Source organism: Clostridium sp. N3C (genome assembly GCF_900095445.1).
GTDB lineage: Bacteria > Bacillota > Clostridia > Clostridiales > Clostridiaceae > Clostridium_AU.
Map to the genome: position 1 here is coordinate 17,510 of NZ_FMJL01000019.1, position 22,147 is coordinate 39,656.

Consider the following 22,147-nt stretch of genomic DNA (forward strand, 5'->3'; position numbering starts at 1 on the left):
TAGTTCTCCCTTCATTATCCATCTTTACTTCTGAAGTTTTTCTATGATAGCCAATATTTCAGAGTACTCCTTTTGTAGTGAATTTATATATTGATCAGAAGTGGTAAATTTACCGCCCTTGTCTTTTACAAATTGTAGAATTCTAATATATATTTCTTTATAATCAGCATAACAAGTCATTCTCTGATGCCAAAGCACAGAGGCAGAACCTTTATACTCATAACATAATTCCAACATCTTCTTTACTTGCTGCCACTTTTCTTCTAAGGAGGCATTAGTCTCCATAACTATACCATCCATAACTATCAGTGGCACTTCATAAAGATTAATTAACTCACCGCTATTGATATCAAAGGGTACAAAGCCCCTAATAGTTCCAGCTCTTAATCCATTTCTATCAGAATAGCCTGTAGTGCTATCACATCTTATACCGGCATCACTTAAACAATGCCATGTAGTAGGTGTTTCAAACCTTAAATAGTGGTTTCTGCAGCTAATAACTTTCCTTTCAGTAACTCTTTCTATACTATTAATTTCTTCTTTGATACTGTTAGTATCCTTATATGAGAAAAAATTGGTATGTATTCCACATATCCAGCCTTCTGCTGTTATCTTATCTAACATAGGTTTAATTTTATCTAGTTCATACCTTTTTCCTAGCCTATGTTCTTTCCCTTGTATAAAATAAAATTCTGACCTTGCACCAAAACTTTTTTCAATATCATAGTAGTTCATAATTTGCAAGTGTTGATTTTTTACTATTTCCTTTATTAAAGTGTTTAACCTTTGAGAAAACTTTTTATTTCTGTTAGTTAATAAATCTTTAGCATTATGCAAAAAAACATATTTATCTCGGCTATTTATACTATCAACATCATGAGTTAAAAAAACTTCAAATTCCCTTTTTAATAACTTTAACTTATAATTTATACCTTCTAAAGCTTTATATAAAATCTGCTGATTGACTTGCACAAAAGGTACATCAATATAGTCCTTCCTATAACTAAAATTCGCTAAAAATCTTTCCTTATCATCTCTTTTACTTATCTCATATTCTTCCTTGCAGGTAAGTAGGTAAAAGGTGCTATATGCAATATCAAAACCAAATATTACACCCTTTTCATTAATAGTATAAGGCTTTTCAGCTTCTCCTTTATCATGCATAAAATAAGTATCTTCAAAGCTGCTAAAAGCTACGTGATAGTTTTTGTTAAAAAAGCAAGGTATATGAATTCCGTAAGAATTGTTATCATCAAAACCATAAAATATATTTGTGTATCCTTCTTTTTCTGTGACACTATAGCTTATTTCTTCATCTATATCCTTAGTAAGATAATAAAAAGAATATACTGATTCCCTTATATTTACTCTTTCTTTGTTTATTACTATATTTATCATGTATTATCACACCTTAAATACTTTTCTTATCCAGTTCTTATTTTTTCTCGCAAAATCAATAGCAATTTTAGTGTATAGATTAGATTTATTTACATTGTATATTATTTTCTGTGTTCCTCCATATTGTCTAAAAGCACTTTCTATGCCTCTAACCATAGATCCCTCAAAATCAAACTGCTTTGATACAGTAGATGAAAATTTTATTGCCTCCCAAAGGGTTAGAGCTTGTGCTCCCATATTTCTGTATTCTGGATCCGCACCGCCCATAAGATAATAGGCACATTTTTCATCGTATATTATATAAACTCCTGCAATGATTTTCCCCTCATTGTTTTCTGCAAAAAATATCTTTCTCTTTTGCCTTTTTGCTAATTCCTCATCAATATTTTTTAAAAGTTCTAAGGTATAAGGCATCTGCATCTTCTGTCTATCAAAGGTTTTCTTATTTATTTCATAAAACTCATCAATTCCATATCTGTCAGTAACAGTAATATTACTCTTAACTGCCTTCTTAATTTGATATTTTATATCATACTGAAAGTCGCTGTATACCTTATCTATATCTGAGAGATCTTCTATAACATATGTATATCTTACATTTACGTTGAAGTCATTCCATATAAAAGGCATAAAATTTGTGTAATTATAACTAAAGTTGTAATCAAATTGATTAAACTTAGGAAAGCTTTTTATGAGTTCCTCTGATAGTTCTATTTCTCTAGATAAATAGGTTGAATATTTTTGCTTTGGATCTCTCGGTTCTAGCAGCACACCTAATTGAGGTGTAAGCTTAGGATTTCTGTATATCTTTCCCTTCATATAAGGAAGTACTATCCCTGCCACTATTTTATTTTTACTTTCAGCCACAAGAATATCAAAGTTACTGCATACATGCTTTAACCAGTAGCTTTTATTAAATATATTTCCTTGAGGAGATGCATCAACAAACTCATCCCATATCTCGTATTCACTTTCATTTAGAAACCTTACATTTACATCCTTCATAAGTACCACTCTATTCCTTTTATACTTTTATTTTAGAACTTTCTTATATATATCTTCTACAATCTTTACATTGTTTCTCCAAAGAGCCTTTTCCTTTATAAGTGATATATTTTTCTCTGATGCTTCTACAACTTTATCCCAATTTTTTACAGACCATTCAATAGCCTTACAAACTTCCTCTGGAGTAATGTCCTTTAAGATGTAACCTGTTTCTCTATCAGTTACCCATTCTCCATTAGCTGGCAAGTCTGAAACTATTGGAAAAATTCCACAGCCCATTGCTTCTAGCAAGCTTACAGATGTAGCATCAGAACTTGGAATAGATACAAACAGGTCTTTATTCTCCAATAGGCTACCAATTAAATGGGGCTTATATGGACCATAAAAAGATATTCTATCAGATACATTAAGTTCCTTAACTAATAGCTTGAGATTTTCTAGCTCCGATCCTCCAGCAGCTATTTCCAAGGAAATATCCAAGCCATTTTTTATAGCTAAGGCTACTCCCTCTATAATTATATTTATATTGTAGAGCTTTTCCAGTCTCCTCGTACTTATTATTTTAATTTTTTTATTATCATTACTATAAGTATGCCTATAATTAAGGACCTCATCTTCAATACCCATAGGAAAAGTGTAGGTATTTTCTTCATTGCCACCTAATTCTATTATTTTTTTAGTCATATAGATTGAGTCAGAGGTTATAAAATCTGCCCTTTTTAAAATATATTTAACCATTTGCTTTAGGATTTTTGACTTCTCAGGACTTATTAATATATCTGACCCTAAGGCAGACACTATAACCTTCATTTTCTTATAGGTTACACCATATAAAGCACAGTCATTTACTTGATGGCAATGCAATATATCTGGATTAATTTCACTTATTTTTTTATGTACTTTAGATTTCATAAAAGGAAAGTTTTTTAAACCATATGGTATATAATGCACCTTACAATTTTTTATATCATGATAGTGACTAGAAATTACATGAACTTCATAACCTAAATTTGAAAAATACTCACACCACTTTTGAGTATGTTCGCTTACTGCATTTGCAATATAGCAAATTCTCATATGTTTGACCTCCTTATTGCTGTAGTTCCTTAATTACCTCCGCAGGTACTCCACCTACTACTTGAAAATCTTTAACATCCTTTGTAACTACAGCGCCAGCAGCAACTACAGCTCCTTTGCCTATTTTTACTCCACATAAAATTGTAGCATTTGCTCCAATCCAGCACCCATAACCTAAAGTTACTGCTCCAGTTTTTCTTTTATAATAATTAGATAAAAATCTTTCTCCTACGTCTTGATGAGTTAAAATAGTAACTCCTTGAGAAATAACGGCTTCATCTTCTATATTAATTTGCTCTACTAAATCAAAAAAAACATTTCTACCAATATAGCAATTGCTACCTATACTCAATTTGCTAAAATTCCCTGCGGAATTTTCTAAAACCAAGCCTGCTTTAATATTTGAGGATTCATCTACTTTTACACCTATTTTTTTTAGAGCATTTGGTAACTTTCTTTCACTACAATTTTCTATATATTTTATTATAACTGATTCTCCAAAGATCTTAGCTTTCATTTTTAATATAGACATGTAGCAACTATGAAAGAAGTAGTATACTCTTTTAATTATCCTTTTTAACATTACTATCCTCTCTTTTCCTGTTGATAATTATCATAGCAAATATAATCCAAATAACTAAGGTATGAGTAAGTACACCTTTATGATTAAATTCTACCCCAGTTAACATGGAAAATATCATATAGCATATAACTGCTGCGAACAAGCCACGGTTAGATTTTTGCTTAAAACTTATAATAGCCATGATTATTACAACTATAAAGAAAGCTATCATAGTAATAATACCATACTCAACCATCACCTGAAGCCATAAATTATGTGCCGCTTCTAGGGTATATGCTGCAGTTACTATTTGTGTCCTGAAGCTCTCTGGCATAATTTCATAACCTCTTGGTGCTAAAACCCTGTAAATCTCCGGAAAATTATCTCCTCCTACACCTAAAGGATAGTAAGTTATTGACTTTAATGATGTATAAAAGGACTGAACTCGTGCTATTGTAGATTCACTTTTTAAGAAAGCCTTTCCTGTGCCTCTACTTAAAACAAATGAAATTATCTTCTTAGAAAATAACAATCCAACTGCAGCAAAAGCATAAAATACTTTTTTATACCTTTTGCTCATAAGCAAAATGAAAATTACAATTATAGCTGAGATCCAAGCCCCACGAGTATGGGTTACATATAAAGCCATAAGTTGAACTAGTAAGGAAATTAAATAAAAAATCTTCTCTCTCTTTTGTTTAGCATGATATAAAATCATTTCTAAAAGCAAAGGAAACTCTAGCATTAATAACATGGCAAATATATTAACGTTATGATATCCGAAGGTTAGCATATCTCTATTACTAATAGATCTAACAGATAAAACCTGCAGAAAACCATAAAAACAACTAAAATCTAAAGAAATCATAAGACTAATATATATTAGCTTAATATCTTTTTTAGTGAATTCACCTATAATTGACAAAAAAAAGAATAGTGGAACCAAAACAGAAGAGTATACTTCCGCCAAGCTCTTCATAATGTTATCAGAAAAAAAGCTACTATTATAAGCAAATATTATTAACAAACATAAGCTGATTTTCAAAACTATATCTATTTTATCATTACGTAAATTGATAAATTCAGATATGTATCTTTTAATTCCCGTAGCAAATAATATAGTAATATATAATGATTCATAGGTAATTCTAAAAAGTAGAAAATCAAACATAACTACTTTTCTAGCCATTACTAAGAAAGGCATCCCGATAATAAAAATAATAATAGAATATTTTCTTTCCTTTTTATACAATAAGTAAAGACATACTAATAATAAAAAGGTGGCAATAGAGAACATAAGGGTATCCTTAGCCCCTAGTGTGCTATAATTTAACAGCCCGGATATCAATCCTACTACAAACATTGTTATAATCCATTTTTTATGTTCTGCCATTTTTTTTAGTATAATCATACTTTTTTTGCACCCCTAATTAATTTTCTTTATATTTTGTTAGGTCCAAGCCTCCTACATCTTTAATTATCTTTATCTCATTGTTGTAGGAGTCATTTATATCTTTAATAGCCTTATCAATGTCTAGTTCACCTTTTATTACACTATTAATTAGGTCATAATCTTTTACATAATTATGTCCAATGAATAGAGTTGGATCATAAATTGGAACTTCATAATTGTCTATATCTATGCATTTACCTATTGTAGAAGAAGTATAATCCATGTTCTTGCTAGCTATAGTTAATATCCTATCTGATTTTAAAAGTTGAAGGTTATTTTCTTTTTCTAACATATAATTATATACCTTTTCTATAGCCTCTTTTTTCTTATGATTTTTAATAGATTTGCTATTGACAAAGAATGTGGTAGATGGATTAATAAAGTATCTATCTACATCACTATTACTCTCCAACACAGGTACATCTGTTACACCATATTCAAAGGTTGGAGGCAATCCATATAGTAGTTGAGACAAATTTCCGGTACCAACTAATACCATAGCTGTTTTACCACTATAAAAGTCCAACATCTTCTCATCTGCAGTCTTTTTATCAAAATCCTCATATATTAATTCTTTTTCATATAAATTCTTATAGAAGTTAATAATATCCTTGGCATTACTATATTCATATTGTCCTTTTCTATAGTCCCAAAGAGATGGATATGTATTTCCCATTGCAGCAGAAGGTAGACCTACAGCTACTTGTAAGTCCTCCATATTAAAGGAATTCATTGTTAAACCAAAGGGAATAACATCATCTTTTGAAGATTTTATTTTTTCAGCAACTGCTAAAAGTTCATCCCAAGTTTTTATACTTGTATTTTCATCTATACCAGCTTCTTTAAAAATATCCTTATTCCAAATAAGCATACCAGCATCTGCAGTAAGATTCACACCAATCTTTTTCTCATCATAAATATAATATACATCATCTCTTACATCCCTTAAATTTAGGGACAATTCATCTAAATCTGTGATTCTTCCTTGCTTTAATAAATCCCAATCATAACTATTTTCAAATATATCCGGTCCATTTTCTGTTACCAAGGATGTTCTGAGCATATTGTAGTAATCATCATCATATGCTCTATAAACTATCTTGATATCTTTGTGCTTGGCGTTAAATTGCTCTAACTGTATTCTAATTGCATTAGATATATTACCACTTTTCATCCAAACATTTACTACTACCGCTTCTTCTGTATCCTTTTCTATCAATTGGTTTAAGTCTTCCTTGTTACTTCTAAGTTTAGTCCCCCAAACATAGGAGCCTACATTTAAAGCCAGGACTAAAACAATTGAAACTATTGCAATCAGCGTCTTCTTCACTAAAAATCACCTTTTTCTACTTTGATCTTTTAAAAATCTTTAAAACGTCTTTTGCTGTATCCACCTTTAGAACAATTAAAGAAACTGCATAGACAGCGGCGCTCAGCAATGTAGATATAGACATTTTTACAAGCAAGTAAATCTTACTCTCTGAACTATTTATAGAGGTTAATATATCATAGGAATATTTTGTAACTATAGACATAATAACAGCAGATAATAATATTTTAGATAAATTAAATAGAATTTTTTTCGTATCTAATCCTTTAAACTTAGACTTTAACTCAATATACATTATTACTACAATTATAGCCATTGCTAAAGTTAATGCTATAGCAATTCCTTCAATTTTATACTTAGGCGCCAATATAAACATCAAGACTACTGTAATAATTACAGATAATATACCATTAATCATTGGGGTTAAAGTATTCTTTGAAGCAAAAAACACCTTCCCTAGTATATCAAAGTATGAGTTAGCTAGTGCTAAAAAAGCTAATATACTTAAGACACTTGCAGTTAATGCCGTTGCATTAGCATCAAAGTCTCCACGTTCCAAGAGTACTTGCACTATTGGTTTGCTTAAAACAGATACTCCAAAGGTTAATGGCATTGCTACAATTGAAACATAATCTATAGATTTTACAAAGGTATCTTCAAACTCCTCTTTACTTCCACTAGAGAACTTTTCTGTTAAAGTAGGATATAGCACTGTGGTAATTGATACTATAAACACTTGGTTTATTAAGCTACTAGTTTTGCTAGCATAATCTATTACTGATATACTTCCCGGCCCAAAATTTGAAGCAAAATTCGTTGAAACCATTGAGTTTAATTGTGCTATTATACAGCTAATAATAGTTGGTATAGATAAAAGAAGCATTCGTTTTACATACTGATCTTTAAAATCTATGATAAATTCATATTTATGCTCTTTAGCAAAGGGAGCCTGTATTAAAAGCTGTGCTATTGCGCTTATAAATACAGATATTATCGCTGGCATAAGGCCATAACCTTTAAAAACTAAAAGGCCTATAATAACCACGAAATTAGCAGCAATTCCTGTCAGAGCAGGCTGCAAAAAAATCCCTTTAGCTTGAAGATAGCCGGTATATAAGCCACTTACTCCAAGAAAGACAATAGACGGCATTAAAATTCTTGTATAATATACAACAATATCTATTTGACTTCTATCGAAGCCGCTGGCAAAGGCTATAACCAATGGCTTTGCAAAAATAATACCTATAACTGCTACCACTAAGCATATTAGTGCAATTATATTTATTATCTTATTAAAAAAAGCTTTAGATTTTTCTTTATCGTTTTTTATATCGGAAAAAACCGGTATAAAGGAGGTGGTCAGCCCTGCAGCTATAAAGCTAAATAAAACATTAGGCATTGATGAAGATAATTTAAATATATCTGATTGTCTACTAGCTCCCAAAACTGCTGCAACAATAGCCTCTCTTATAAAACCAGTCATTTTACTTAATACAAGAATAATAGTTATTAGCATACTATATTTAGTGACATTCTTTACTTTCGACATACCTATCCCCCATAATATTAAAAAGTTAATTAGAACTTTTTATTTCAACTATCTCAAATCATTAATTAGTTTTATTAGCTATTGACTTGTATATATTTATCAATCTTCCATGCATTTGGGACCAATTATATTCTTTTTCAACAGCCAACATACCATTGCTACCCATTTCATTTCTTAATTCATCATTATCTAGCAATTTCATAATTGCCTTTGCTATATCCTCTACATCTTGGGGGTTAACTATTAAGCCAGCATTATACTTACTTACAAATTTCTTGATAGGTGGAAGATCACTGCCGATAACAGGAACGCCACAACTCATATATTCAAATTGCTTAATAGGAATGTTTTTAAAGTACTTAGGGTATGGCAATAGGGTTACAGCTCCTATTTTTGATTTTCTTATATATCCCTCAACCTCAACATGAGGCACTTTTCCAAGGAACTTCACATTTTCTTGTAGGTTATGAGCTTCTATGTAAGGCAATACTTTTTCTTCAACCTCTTTATCACTTATAGGGCCAACAAAAACCATTGATACATCTTTTTTATAGCTGTTCTTCACAATTTCAACAGCCTTAACTAACTCAAAAACACCTCTCTCAATGGTTATACCTCCCTGATAGATCACATCATAATTCTTTTCCACTTTATCTTCTTTTTTTACCTTAAAATCAGAAAAATTATATATTACTTCTATATTTTTATTAAGCTTTTCTAATCTTTCTTTTACTGCATCATCTGCTGTAATTATGTAATCAAACTTTTTAGTCTTCATTTTTTCAACCAGATCTACGGCAAGAGCAACAAAGGGCTTTATGGCCTTAGGCAACTTTTTGCTCATCCTAACCATGTCAGGATAGTGTTCGTGAACATCATATATAATCTTTGCTTTTGGAAGTTTCTTTTTGATTTTTAAAGTTTTCAATATAAGTTCATAATCGTGAAAATGATAAATATCAGCCTTCTGTTCTATAGCTTTATCTATAAGCTCATCCATTATCCTGAATCTGTCTAACAAGGATTCAGGTTTTGTTACACCGATTATTTTAATTCCATCAACTTCATAGGACTCTTTAAGATCTGGAGCAATAATTGTTATATCATCACTTATTTCTTTTAAAGATAAAGCCTGTTTATAGAAAATTCTATCATCTAAGGCATTGTGTCCCGTGGTTAGTATACAAATTTTCATAATTATATCACCTATTTTTCCAAAGCTTTTTTCATATCCATAGTTGAGAACTTTTCTAATGGGAATTTAACAGGCAAGCCAGTCAATCTAGATTTATATGCCGCTAAAATAATTTCCACACTTTTTTTACCTTCCTCACCGTTAATAAGAGGCTCTCTGTTATTCTTTATTGCTTCAATCATATCTTTGAATAATAGCTTATGTCCAAAACCATAAACAGTATCTGGGTCCTTTTCCTGATTAGAAAGCATCTCTTCTTCGCTGTCTTTATTATCGCTAAATCTCCAATTTTCGATTTTATTTACAGCTATACCTCCTATGCAAACAGTACCATTTTCCCCAAATACACTTAAGGTTTCTTCTAAATTTTTAGGATATACACAAGCACTACCTTCTACAATACCAATTGCGCCATTTTTAAATTTAATTAAAATAGCTCCAAAGTCTTCTGCTTCTATATCTCTAATAAAGGTATCAGACATTGAATATACTGTGTCGATTTCTCCACCTAGCATCCATTGTAATAAATCAATATTATGTATACATTGATTCATTAAAGTACCACCGTCTAACTGCCAGGTTCCTCTCCAAGGTGCTTGAAGATAATAATCCATATTTCTATTCCATAGAATTCTTGCTGTTCCGTTTATAAGCTTTCCGAATCTACCTTCCTCTAAAGCTCTTCTCATAAGTTGAATAGGTTTGTTGAATCTATTTTGGTGACTAACACAGAGCTTTACTCCATTAGCCTTTGAAACTTTTATCATTTCATCTGCATCTTCTATAGATAAAGCCATAGGTTTCTCAACTATAACATGCTTTCCTTTATTCATGCAGTATATAGCTATTTCTGCATGGTAGCCGCTTTCTGTTCCAATAACTACAACATCAATGTCCTCTTTATCTAACATTTCCTTGTAATCTTTATATACAGTCACTTTTATGTTAGTATCTTGAACCTTTTCTTCATACTCTATTTTTCTTTTTTCTGCATTCTCTGTGATTATATCGCAGACAGCAGTCAAAACAGCTTCATCTTTATTTGCTACAATTCCTTCCACATGTTTGTAAGAAATTCGTCCGCAACCTATTAAAGCAAATTTTAATTTTTCCATACTTTCACCCTACTTGTAATATTATTCTTATTTCTTACCTCTAAACATCTTAATTAAACTCAAAGTACAACACAAGCCCTTAAAAGGGCTTGCTTAATAATATTAATTTTATAACTTATAAATTTTTTCTCTTCCTTCTTTTACATTTTTAGTTGCATTTCTTGTATCATATATCAAACTTGCTCTTTCAACAATTTCTTCATATGGATAGCAGCTATGATTAGTAGTAATTATAACTATATCTGCACTATCTATTTCATCTTGCCACTTCACAGTATTGTATACTTCACCGTGATGTTTAAATGTAGCTATATAAGGATCATCTACAACAACATTAGCTCCATTTTCAAGTAAATGTTCCATAACCTTTAAAGTTGGAGACTCTCTGTAGTCATCTATATCATTCTTGTAAGCAACACCTAAAAGTAGAACTTTTGCTCCATTCATTGCCTTCTTCTGCTTATTTAAAAGCTTCATTGCATTGTCAACAACAAATTCTGGCATGAAATCATTTATTTCCGCTGAAGTTTCAATTAATCTTGTATGGTAATCATATTCTTTAGCCTTCCAGGATAAATACATAGGATCTAAAGGTATGCAGTGTCCACCTAGACCAGGACCTGGGTAAAAAGCCATGAAGCCATAAGGTTTTGTTTTTGCTGCTTCTATAACTTCCCATACATCTATGCCCATTCTATTACATAATATTGCCATTTCATTTGCTAAAGCTATGTTAATATTTCTGAAGGTATTTTCTAGAATTTTCTCCATTTCAGCTACTGCTGGTGATGAAACTTCCATAACATCTCCTTCAAGAATATTTCTATAAAGAGCTGCAGCTACTTCTGTACATGCTTTAGTGCATCCACCAACTACCTTAGGAGTATTTTTTGTCTTAAATTGCTTGTTACCTGGATCTACTCTTTCTGGAGAAAATGCTAAGAATATATCTTCTCCTACAGTTAGTCCAGTTGACTCTAATATTGGTTTAACTACTTCTTCTGTTGTGCCAGGGTAAGTTGTACTTTCTAATACAACTAGCATACCTTTATGTGCATATTTAGCAACACTTTCTGTGGAGCTAATTACATAAGATAAATCAGGTTGCTTATAAAGATCTAAAGGCGTAGGTACACATATGCAAAGAGCATCTACCTCTTTAACAAAGCCAAAATCACTAGTTGCTCTAAGCATTCCACCTTGAACAAGGCCCTTTAGATCATCGTCAACTATGTCTCCTATATAGTTTTCACCTTTGTTTACCATATCAACCTTTGTATCTTGAACATCAAATCCAATAACCTGGAATCCAGCTTTAGCCTTTTCCACCGCCAAAGGTAGCCCTACATACCCAAGACCAACCACACCTAACTTTGCCTTTCTGCTTTTAATTTTCTCCAAAAGTTCTTCTTTCAACTCTGACATATTTTTACCTCCATTAATTTAAATTTCTTTTATATGTGGGTACTTTTTTTTGAATTAATTTAAATATTTCTTCTTTATCTGAATATATGATATTTTGGAATTCCTCTACACTTTGCTTTACAAACTCCATGTCGTATTCCATAGGCTTTTCAACAAATATTTTTTCATGATTAGTACTGGTCAAAGCAACTTCGCTCATCAATAATTCCTCATAAAGCTTCTCGCCTTTTCTTAAACCAGTGTACTTTATTTTTATATCTTCATCAGGTTTTAGTCCTGATAATCTTATAAGATCCCTAGCTAAATCAACAATCTTTACCGGTTTTCCCATATCTAAAACAAAAATTTCTCCTCCGTCAGCCATGGCTCCTGCTTGAAGTACCAATTGAGCAGCTTCAGGAATAGTCATGAAAAATCTATTTATTTCTGGGTGAGTTACCGTAACAGGCCCCCCTTTAGCAATTTGTTCTTTAAACAATGGAATTACGCTACCATTACTTCCTAAAACATTACCAAATCTAACAGCTACAAACTCCGTTTCACTAACCTTGTCAAAGGCCTGAACCATAATTTCGCAAAATCTCTTTGTAGCTCCCATAATATTAGTGGGGTTAACCGCTTTATCTGTACTAATCTGTACAAATTTTTTAACCTTATAATCTCTTGCACAATTAAGCAAGTTGTATGTTCCTAAAATATTGTTTTTAATCGCTTCTGAAGGATTATCCTCCATCAAAGGTACATGCTTGTGAGCTGCTGCATGAAAAACTACATCCGGTTTATATTGTTCAAAGAGTTGCTTTAATCGCTCATAATCTCGTATAGAAGCTATAACTACTTCTAAATCCAAATCTGGATAGTCATATTTCAACTGCATTTGGAGATCATAAGCTCCATTTTCATAAATATCGAGTACTAGCAACTTTGACGGATCAAACTTCGCCACTTGTCTGCATAGTTCAGACCCTATTGATCCTCCCCCTCCAGTTACTAGGACCACTTTATCTTTTACATATTTACTTATACCTTCAATATTAAGATGGACTTCTTCTCTACCAAGTAAATCTTCTATATTTACATCTCTTATTTTTGAAATTTCAATTTTTTTATTATCAATAAGCTCATAAATTCCTGGTAGTGTTTTTAATTTGCATTTAGTGTTTTTGCACTTATTGTAAATTTCTCTCTTAGTTTTATTGTCCGCAGATGGAATTGCCACAATTATTTCGTCAACTTTGTATTCTTTGCATACTTTTTCTATATCACTTCTATCTCCTAGCACTTTTACACCTTTTATCTTTCTACCTAACTTTGATACATCATCATCAATAAGTCCTATTATATTATAATTTAATTCTCTATGATTCTTAATTTCTCTAATGAGCATCGCTGCCGCCTCACCAGCTCCTATTATTAGAAGCTTCTTTTTTCCAGTAGTCCCTTCTTTAAATTGATTAGCTGCATCACCTATTCTAAATATAAATCTTACACCACCAAGAAGGGCAACTGAAATAATCCAAGCTATTATGTGCATAGAAAAAGGAAATCTAAAATAACTTGTATGTAATACTTTATAATTAATAACATAACTATAAACAATAAATAAAACATTTGATAATGATACAGATAATACAATTGATAAAAGTTCCTCTACCGATGCATATCTCCATATTCTGCTATATAAAGAAAATAAATAATTACAAGCTATAGTAATAATTACAAAAGGTACTATAGACATCATTGCGAAATTCAAATATTCTTTATAAGCATTATCCATTCCAAAATCAAATCTCAGCAAAAAAGCTAGATATAGTGATAAAATTACAAACACTATATCAATTATAATTAATTTATTTATTTTTCTCAATTTTATCACCTCGATGTTTTAATGCTAATTCTTAAACCTCATATATCTTTTTCAATGAAATGCAATTTTCTTAATGTTCATAATTCCAATGTTTAGGATGTGCTAACATTTATGCGCAAAGTAAGTTTATCTATGCATTCACATTTCTAATTACCCCATTTGCTTCCACATACTCCAAACCACACTTTTCACATTTAGCAAAGTTTCCTTTAAAGTCAAGTCTTTCACCACACTGGCATACACTCCCAATAACTCTTGCAGGATTTCCTACAACTAAAGCATAATCAGGCACATCTTTAGTAACTACAGAACCAGCTCCAATCAACGCATATTGTCCTATTTTATGACCACAAACTATGGTTGCATTAGCTCCAATACTTGCACCTTTTCCAATAATTGTTTTTCTGAATTCTGACTTTCTTTCTATAAAACTCCTTGGGTTAATAACATTTGTAAATACGCATGAAGGTCCTAAAAACACTCCATCTTCACATATTACACCAGTATAAACAGAAACGTTATTCTGTATCTTAACTCCATTTCCAAGTATAACTCCCGGGGAAATAACTACATTCTGTCCAATATTGCAATTTTCACCAATGATACAATCCTTCATTATGTGACTAAAGTGCCATATCTTGGTGCCCTTCCCTATAACACATGGCATATCCACATAACTGGATTCATGCACAAAATAATCTTTATTCATATTTACCCCTTCCTGTTCATATACGATGTTATATAAACTTTAGTGCTATTTTTTAATCAAAAATTTTAAGTTCTAATCACAATCACATCACATTCATATATTATATCACTTTTTATGTGAAGGCAAATATAAATACTAAGAATGTTTTTTTAATAATCAAACATTTCCACATTTTAACTATTCTATTATTAGGAAAAATATTGTATACTCTATATATACCGGTAATATTTTACATCGTAACTGTAAAGTAATTTTTTCGTATTATGTATGTATAACTTTTTTGAAAGAAGGTGTACTATGGCTACTGGCCCTATAGATAATATAAGTATTAACGCGAGACACGCTACTAATAAACGTCCTAGACTAAAACAAAGATCAAATACTAAAAGGGATCCTAAATATAATAAGAAAAAAAGAAAAAATAAGGTGAAAAAGAAAAGAATTATTGTGTTACTTACTTTAATATTATTATTTATAGCAGGCTTTTTATTTACTTACACCAATCTATTATTAACAAAATTGAATATTGAAAAATTGCCAGAAGACAATGCTTCTTTAGGTATATCTGAGGAAGATTTAATTGATATAAAAAGAAGATTAGGCAAAAATGAGATTATGAATATTGCCCTTTTTGGCATCGATACTAGAAATCCTGCTGAGCAGACCCGTTCCGATTCCATTATAGTTGCAACAATAGACTACAAACATAACAAAATCAAGCTTTCTTCTATATTGAGAGATACTCGTGTTAATATAGAAGGTCATGGCTTGGATAAACTTAATCATGCTTATGCCTTTGGCGGTCCTAAGCTTGCCGTTAAAACCTTAAATCAAAACTTTGGTTTAGACATAAGAGAATTTGTTACAATTAACTTTTGGGGATTAGAAGAAATTATAGATGGCTTAGGCGGTGTAACGCTGGATATAAAAGAAAAAGAGGTAAATGAAATTAATAAGTATATTAAGGAGCTTTGTGATATAGACAATAAAGAGTATACCCCTATAACAAAAAGCGGTTCTCAATTACTAAACGGTAGACAAGCTACCGCCTACGGTAGAATAAGAAATGTAGGTAACTACGATTTTGAAAGAACAGAAAGACAGAGAAAGGTTCTTGATCAAATTTTCCAAAAGATTATCAACGCTGGTGTAACACAATATCCCAAAATTGTTGATTCCGTACTCCCACATATCACCACCAGCTTTGACAAAACAGATATTCTAACATTAGGAACACAATTTCTAACTTCTGGCATTAAAGAAATTGATCAATGCCGTTTTCCAATCAATGGCTACTGGAAAAACTTAAAATTAAATAAGATAGACTACATTGAACCACAAATGCCTATAACAAAACAACAAATCAAAGACTACATTTATAATGATATAAAAACTGAACCATTATATTAGCATATTTTTAACAGAAGCAGTTAGAGCTGCTTCTTTTATTTTTTGCTATATCGCTTTGTTACAAAAAACAGTTGTTCTCCCTGCGAGGTAAGCGTTTTTTCTACTATGTTGCTTTGTTTCAAAAAAGAGTTGACGAAAATGTATTCAAAATTCTTTTCTTTTTCACTATTTTTTTAAATTTTTAATCTCTAATTTAAAGCTAATTAACTAAATTAACTATTTATCATGCTATTTTCAAAGAGCTTCAAAGTAAGTTTAATACTATAAAATACATCATCAAGCAATTTTAAATATCATTATCATGGTAAAGATTTTACATTCTTAAAATCACACACTCTTAGCTTTTGATTACTGTATATGGACATACTTAATGCATCCAAAAGTTTCATAGAATTAGTTTCTCTCTTATTGGACTCCTGCCAATGAAACCATGATAAATAAAAATTTAAATACTTAGTGGCCACTCCTTTAAACTTATAATTTATAGTGTTTACTATTCTTTTTCCAAAGGCTCCAGCGTTTTGTATATGATATTTATCTTTTATCACTTCATATCGTCCCCGTAATTTATAAAGCTTACAATTTAACTTTCGAGCTAGTGGTATATAAGCTATATTATTGGTTGTGCATAATATTGATCTTTCAGGTATTTTATCTGATAACAAGTCATACAATCTTATAGCTCCTATCTTACCTATACCACCAGTTCGAACAAACACCTTTTCTTGCCTGTCCTTACAGCAAAGTATTGATACTTTTTTGCTAGATACATATTCGCTTGCTGATCTTTTTCTTATAACTGGTTCTCGATCCATATAAAAATTTAAATTCTTCGAATGATTACCTTTAAAACTTTCTGGTATCAACACTTCATCTATCTCTATAGTACCTTCCATCTTTCCTTTTAGCATGGGCATTATTGCATTTAGAATCTTATGTCTCCATTGAAAAGCAGTGCCTATACTTATATCTAGTATTTTTGCACATTGACGTATAGGAGTCATGTTGCCTATCAATTTATAGTATTCAAACCATTTCTTCATAACCTTTTTGCTGTAATACATAGGAGTATTAGTAGTGATACAATAGTACCTTCCGCACTCTTTACATTTATAGCGTTGTTTTTTATTTTTTGTAAAACCGTACTTAACTACATTATTTCTTTTGCAATAAGGACAGCTTTTTTCTTTCTCTTTCTTGCAGTGATCTTTCATGGCCTCCATGAATTCTTCTTCAGAAATCTGATTATCAAAGGATGAAGTAACATCTTTTGATTTAGCTATATCTGTTAAATTGAATTTTTTCTCATTTTTGAGATTTTTGATTTCTTCAATAAATACTTTTATAGATTGTTTCATAATTGTCACTCCCAGCAAAAATCCGAACAAAAAATCGTCGAATTAATTTTCGATATCTGGATTCTTGACAATTTATTCTTATTTTAAACAGTTAAAAGAATTTTTCTTATAAACTTTTTTAAGTTATTTGAAAGTACCCTGTATGGAGAGCTTGTTTTCTTTATTTATAATATTACCAACACTTTTTTGAAACAAAGCATCATAGTAAAAAGTCTTACGGTACTTCTCAGCCAGCCTATGCTGAAAGCTTGTACACTTATATTCATTCTTATCAACACTTCTTTAAAACAAAAAGTGGGAAGGCACTTTTGTGTGCAATCCCACTTTTACTTCTCTTTTATTTCACTTTTATTATACATTAATGTATTTGCTTTGAAATTAAAACTAAATCAAAAATATCTACGATATTATCATTATTTACGTCTGAATTGCTAGACCATGCACTGTCACCTAATCTTGTATTGTATTTTGCTGATGCAGCTGCTAAGTCTCTTAAGTCTATGGAAGAATCACGGTTAACATCTTCCAGATTTAAATTTAAGAAATTTAATACACCATAGGCAATTGAATAAGCCAACTTATCTTGGTATGATTTAGTTTTTAGTTTATTCAGCTCTTCTCTATTAGTTATAAAACCACATTCTACTAGTATGGCAGGCATAATTGTTTCCCTAATTACAAGGTAATTTCCAGACTTTGCTCCTCTGTTGTTAGCCTTTGTATTCGCTATTAAACTTTTCTGTACCTTTTCTGCCATTTCCTTACCTTTTGTATCTGTTGAATAATAGAAGGTTTCAATACCATTAACAGATTGATTAGTATAAGAATTATTATGAACTGATACAAATATATCAGTTCTTAAATTATTGGCAAATTGTGCCCTATCAGATAAACTAACATATTTATCTGTATCTCTGGTCATGTATACCTCTAGCCCTCTAGACTCTAATATATCTCTAAGAGTTAAGGCTATTGGTAGGTTAATATTTTTTTCATAATCATTATCAAGACTTATAGCTCCTATTTCGGAACCTCCATGACCAGGATCCAAAGTTACAGTATACAGTGCTTTTATTACAAAAGATATCTCCCTAATATCATCATATTGACTTGGTGAGTTTGCATCCTTAACTTCCAGCCTTATTGTGTATGTTCCTTTAGCATTAGGAATCCATCTTAGTGATGATTTTGTTGAATAGTCCTGAATTATCTGCCATCCACTGCCGTTGTTTATGGAATATCTATATAATGGATTATTAGAACCACTTACTGTTGCATAAAAGTTTATTATTGAGTTTAACTTCTGAGGAGAAGCTTTATCTACAGTGAAAGAAGATATTGTAGCAACATTAGAATACATTGGAATTCCTTCAGTTTGGTTTTGAACAGTATTGTACAAAGCATTCTTAAGAGCATCATAGACTCCTAACTTGTTTGCTAAGATGTCACTAGCACTGAAAAATACGCTTCCTTTTACATTAGGATTATTTCTATTGTATTTTACCTGATTAATTATTTCTTCTGAATTATTCCATGCAGCATCTCCACTACCATTACTTATTTTGTAGGCAGCTTGTCCAATATAAAGTTGTACATTTTTTCCCGCTACTTGCTGACTCCACCAATCTACCAAAACATCATACCTTGCCTTGCTATAACTCATACTCCAATAAACTTGAGGTACAATATAATCTATCCATTGATTATCTATAAAGGCTTTAGAATCAACGTATAGATCATAATAACTGCTCATACCATTGGTACCTGCTCCGCCTTCATTTTTACCATTTTTCCATATACCAAAAGGACTAATTCCAAATTTAACTGAAGAATTTCTTGCTCTTATTTTCTCTGATAACTCTTTTACAAATAAATTTACATTATTTCGACGCCAATCTTCTTTATTGGTGAAGTTGCCTTTATAAATTTCATATGCCTCACCATCAGGAAAGTCTACCTTCCTGCCATCTGCTGCATAAACTGGATAAGGATAAAAATAATCATCTAAATGAACACCATCAATGCCGTACTTTCCTACTACCTCCAGTATAGTGTCAATAACATATTGTCGTGCTTCAGGAATGCCTAAGTTGATCCAATGATAAGTAGCACTACTGCCTGAATATTTCACAATCCACTCAGGATGTTGTTTTAATGCACTACTGTTAGGTAGTCTACTTATATAGTCATTTATATTAAAGTTTGCATCACTGCTTATTCTAAAAGGATTAAACCATGCATGAAATTCCATATTTCTTTTATGAGCCTCTTGCAAAGCAAATTCTAAGGGATCATAGCCTGGATCTTTTCCCAAAGTTCCTGTCAAGTATTTTGACCAAGTAGCATAAGCGGAAGGATATAATGCGTCCCCCATAGCTCTAACTTGAAAAATGACAGCATTAAATCCAGACTCTTTAAGTTTTTCTAGCTTTGATACATAATCATTTTTTTGGCCTTCAACACCAACGGAAGCCGATGATACCCAATCTCGATTATAAACTGAACTAAACCATACAGCTCTAAACTCGTTACTGCCTGCGGAAGTAACTAACTTTACATCATTAGCCATATTAATTTCATTTGTTCCTTCTGCCGAGACATTTATAGCAGAAAAAAATATGGTACTTGCCATGAATGCAGCTACTAACTTCCTAATTGTCTTCATTTTTATTACCACCTTCTATTAACAACTTTTTAACTTTCAATCCACTTTTATTAGAAATTTATAAAAAATGTATATACTTTTCTTAAAAAAGACACACCTTTCTAATATCATATTCAACATAAAAGAACAATTTCCTTTATATTTTTTAAATTTTATAGAAAATAAAAAATGCATCTCCAAATGTTGTAGTCCATTAACATTTAGAAATGCATTTTATCAACGCCACTTATCAATATTAATTTACAGCTGATTTGTTGTTCTAGTTCTTGTTATAACGGAGGAGGTGGGAAAGGCAGTAGCTTTCAGCAGTATTAGAATTTGATTTGGTCTTGTTCTTTCCAATACTCTATATCCTCTGTTAGCACTGGTAGCAATTCCATTATCACCAGGAATACAGTAGCCATTTTCCTGGCAGCTACCGTCATCTCTCACCAAAACTTGTCCTATCAGTGATACTGAAACCCATTCCTTCCTAAACTGCCTAGGTATATATGTTTGATTTTTATCCCATTTAGGATTTATTATTGGTTTTTTTTCTATGTGCTCAGGGATAACTACACTACCATCATCACCATGCATTTCTGGTACAAGAACCTCTTCGTAAAGCATTCTTCCCCATTCATCTGTAAGATATTTATTTTTCCATCTAACATCTCTGCCGCTACCTAATACTGTTGGAGTAGCAGTAGTAACCCCTAAAATATAACGATCCTTAGCATTGGCAATACGAATTTTTCTTCCCTGCAATGTGACAAAATATCCGCAATCTATTGGCTGACCGTCCAAGGTTTCAAACATTTCAGCATATCCTCCTATACCAAAAGAGGATCCCATTTCTACTACCCCTGCTTTATCACTAGATACTTTAAATAATTTATTTTGAAGATGATTTAAATCTTTTTCATCCATTAGAATTTTACCTCCACCTAATCTCTTACACTATATTTGTATGTAATTAGGTGTAGATTTGATAACCCAAAGTAATTATTGCTGATTATTCTGTAGCAACTTCATCACCTTTTAGCTTTGTTCTAACCTTCACATTATTTCTTCCAGAACGCTTAGCTTCATACATTGCCTCATCGGCAATTTTGATCATATCTTTATGTGATATATCATTATCCGGCGCCTTATAACACACTCCTATGCTAACAGTTATGTTAACAGTTTGTCCTTCCAAAGAAAAGGATTGCAGTGCGATTCTTCTTCTAATTCTCTCACTAATTGCAACAACTTTATCCTTGGGGAGATTAGAAAGTACTATACCAAATTCCTCCCCTCCGTACCTACCAGCTACATCACCTTCCCGTATGGCAGATCTCATTATATCCGCTACACCTTTAATAACTTCATTTCCCTTTAGATGTCCATAGGTATCATTTACCTTTTTAAAATAATCTATATCAATCATTAGAAATGCTAAACTTCCATTTAATCTTTTTTGTCTACTATGCTCCTTTGCCAATAATTCTATCAACAAGGCATGATTATAGAGCCCAGTCAGTCCATCTTTCATGGCCATTTCTTCTAATTTTTCCTGATGTTCCTTGTACCTTAATGCTGAATTTATTCGTGCTATAACCTCTATAGAATCTACCGGCTTTCTTATATAATCAAAAGCACCTATCTCTAAAGCAGTTTTTAAATATTTTGCTTCAGTCCTTGCTGTTACCATAATTACAGGTAGATTTTTAAATTGATAATCAGACTTTATCTCACTACAAACAGTAAAGCCATCTTTTCCAGGCATGACTAAATCTAAAAGTACTATATCAGGTTTATACTTTTTTATAGCATCTATTACTTCAGTACCTGAAGTAACAGAATAAACTTCATAGCCCTCTGATTTTAGTATATCTGTAATTATTACAATATTTAATTTACTATCATCAGCAATAAGCACTGTCCTGCTCATACTATTACCCCTATCTTATTAATTTGCTTTGCCCTTTTATATCACCTTTATAGTAAGAAATGTTGGATAATTAAGTTTTAAATCATGAATCTCCCTAAAAGTTGCTATTATATT

17 protein-coding genes are annotated in these 22,147 nt (G+C 31.4%); 1 reads left to right on the forward strand and 16 read right to left on the reverse strand.

Annotation, left to right across the window (positions count from 1 at the left end; genetic code table 11):
* Window positions 1-24 precede the first annotated feature (24 nt).
* The 12 genes from N3C_RS07415 to N3C_RS07470 all read right to left on the reverse strand — a co-directional run bounded on the left by N3C_RS07415 (window position 25) and on the right by N3C_RS07470 (window position 14,685).
* A complete protein-coding gene (locus N3C_RS07415; RefSeq protein WP_074365409.1) occupies window positions 25-1,398 on the reverse strand; it encodes a DUF7033 domain-containing protein in 1,374 nt (457 codons plus the stop codon).
* 6 nt (window positions 1,399-1,404) lie between these two features.
* Window positions 1,405-2,403 carry a GNAT family N-acetyltransferase gene (locus tag N3C_RS07420; protein WP_083604465.1) on the reverse strand — a complete coding sequence of 333 codons (999 nt, stop codon included), beginning with the start codon at window positions 2,401-2,403 and terminating at the stop codon, window positions 1,405-1,407.
* A 27-nt stretch (window positions 2,404-2,430) separates the two neighbouring features.
* Entirely contained in the window at window positions 2,431-3,480 is a 1,050-nt protein-coding gene (locus N3C_RS07425; protein WP_074365410.1) for a glycosyltransferase family 4 protein, read from the reverse strand.
* A 13-nt stretch (window positions 3,481-3,493) separates the two neighbouring features.
* The gene (locus tag N3C_RS15430; protein WP_074365411.1) at window positions 3,494-4,063 is read right to left on the reverse strand and encodes an acyltransferase; all 570 of its coding nucleotides are present in this window, start codon (window positions 4,061-4,063) and stop codon (window positions 3,494-3,496) included.
* Window positions 4,044-5,453 (reverse strand): O-antigen ligase family protein, encoded by a 1,410-nt coding sequence (locus N3C_RS07435; protein WP_074365412.1) that lies wholly within the window; start codon window positions 5,451-5,453, stop codon window positions 4,044-4,046. The genes N3C_RS15430 and N3C_RS07435 overlap by 20 nt, the downstream gene beginning before the upstream one ends.
* Before the next feature lie 19 nt (window positions 5,454-5,472).
* Window positions 5,473-6,825, reverse strand: coding sequence for an ABC transporter substrate-binding protein (locus tag N3C_RS07440; RefSeq protein WP_074365413.1), 1,353 nt, complete (start codon window positions 6,823-6,825; stop codon window positions 5,473-5,475).
* A 16-nt stretch (window positions 6,826-6,841) separates the two neighbouring features.
* The gene (gene murJ / locus N3C_RS07445; RefSeq protein ID WP_306345589.1) at window positions 6,842-8,404 is read right to left on the reverse strand and encodes a murein biosynthesis integral membrane protein MurJ; all 1,563 of its coding nucleotides are present in this window, start codon (window positions 8,402-8,404) and stop codon (window positions 6,842-6,844) included.
* Between the two features lie 31 nt (window positions 8,405-8,435).
* Complete coding sequence (locus tag N3C_RS07450) at window positions 8,436-9,569, reverse strand: glycosyltransferase family 4 protein (protein WP_074365415.1); 1,134 nt, start codon at window positions 9,567-9,569, stop codon at window positions 8,436-8,438.
* Between the two features lie 11 nt (window positions 9,570-9,580).
* The gene (locus tag N3C_RS07455; protein WP_074365416.1) at window positions 9,581-10,684 is read right to left on the reverse strand and encodes a Gfo/Idh/MocA family protein; all 1,104 of its coding nucleotides are present in this window, start codon (window positions 10,682-10,684) and stop codon (window positions 9,581-9,583) included.
* A gap of 108 nt (window positions 10,685-10,792) precedes the next feature.
* Window positions 10,793-12,109, reverse strand: coding sequence for a nucleotide sugar dehydrogenase (locus N3C_RS07460; protein ID WP_074365417.1), 1,317 nt, complete (start codon window positions 12,107-12,109; stop codon window positions 10,793-10,795).
* A 13-nt stretch (window positions 12,110-12,122) separates the two neighbouring features.
* Window positions 12,123-13,976, reverse strand: coding sequence for a nucleoside-diphosphate sugar epimerase/dehydratase (locus N3C_RS07465; RefSeq protein ID WP_074365418.1), 1,854 nt, complete (start codon window positions 13,974-13,976; stop codon window positions 12,123-12,125).
* Between the two features lie 130 nt (window positions 13,977-14,106).
* Window positions 14,107-14,685 (reverse strand): acyltransferase, encoded by a 579-nt coding sequence (locus N3C_RS07470; protein ID WP_074365419.1) that lies wholly within the window; start codon window positions 14,683-14,685, stop codon window positions 14,107-14,109.
* 297 nt (window positions 14,686-14,982) lie between these two features.
* On the opposite strand from N3C_RS07470, the gene N3C_RS07475 reads away from it, so the two are divergent.
* Entirely contained in the window at window positions 14,983-16,095 is a 1,113-nt protein-coding gene (locus tag N3C_RS07475; protein WP_178377792.1) for an LCP family protein, read from the forward strand.
* A gap of 299 nt (window positions 16,096-16,394) precedes the next feature.
* On the opposite strand, the gene N3C_RS07480 is transcribed toward N3C_RS07475, so the two are convergent.
* The 4 genes from N3C_RS07480 to N3C_RS07495 form a co-directional block, all read right to left on the reverse strand.
* Window positions 16,395-17,453, reverse strand: coding sequence for an IS1595 family transposase (locus tag N3C_RS07480; RefSeq protein WP_074365420.1), 1,059 nt, complete (start codon window positions 17,451-17,453; stop codon window positions 16,395-16,397).
* A 358-nt stretch (window positions 17,454-17,811) separates the two neighbouring features.
* Window positions 17,812-20,118 carry a family 10 glycosylhydrolase gene (locus N3C_RS07485; protein WP_074365421.1) on the reverse strand — a complete coding sequence of 769 codons (2,307 nt, stop codon included), beginning with the start codon at window positions 20,116-20,118 and terminating at the stop codon, window positions 17,812-17,814.
* A 240-nt stretch (window positions 20,119-20,358) separates the two neighbouring features.
* On the reverse strand, window positions 20,359-21,027 hold the full coding sequence (locus N3C_RS07490) for a peptidase G2 autoproteolytic cleavage domain-containing protein (RefSeq protein ID WP_074365422.1): 669 nt from the start codon (window positions 21,025-21,027) through the stop codon (window positions 20,359-20,361).
* Between the two features lie 85 nt (window positions 21,028-21,112).
* Window positions 21,113-22,033: a GGDEF domain-containing response regulator gene (locus N3C_RS07495; RefSeq protein ID WP_074365423.1), complete on the reverse strand. Its 921-nt coding sequence runs from the start codon at window positions 22,031-22,033 to the stop codon at window positions 21,113-21,115.
* Between the last annotated feature and the right edge of the window lie 114 nt (window positions 22,034-22,147).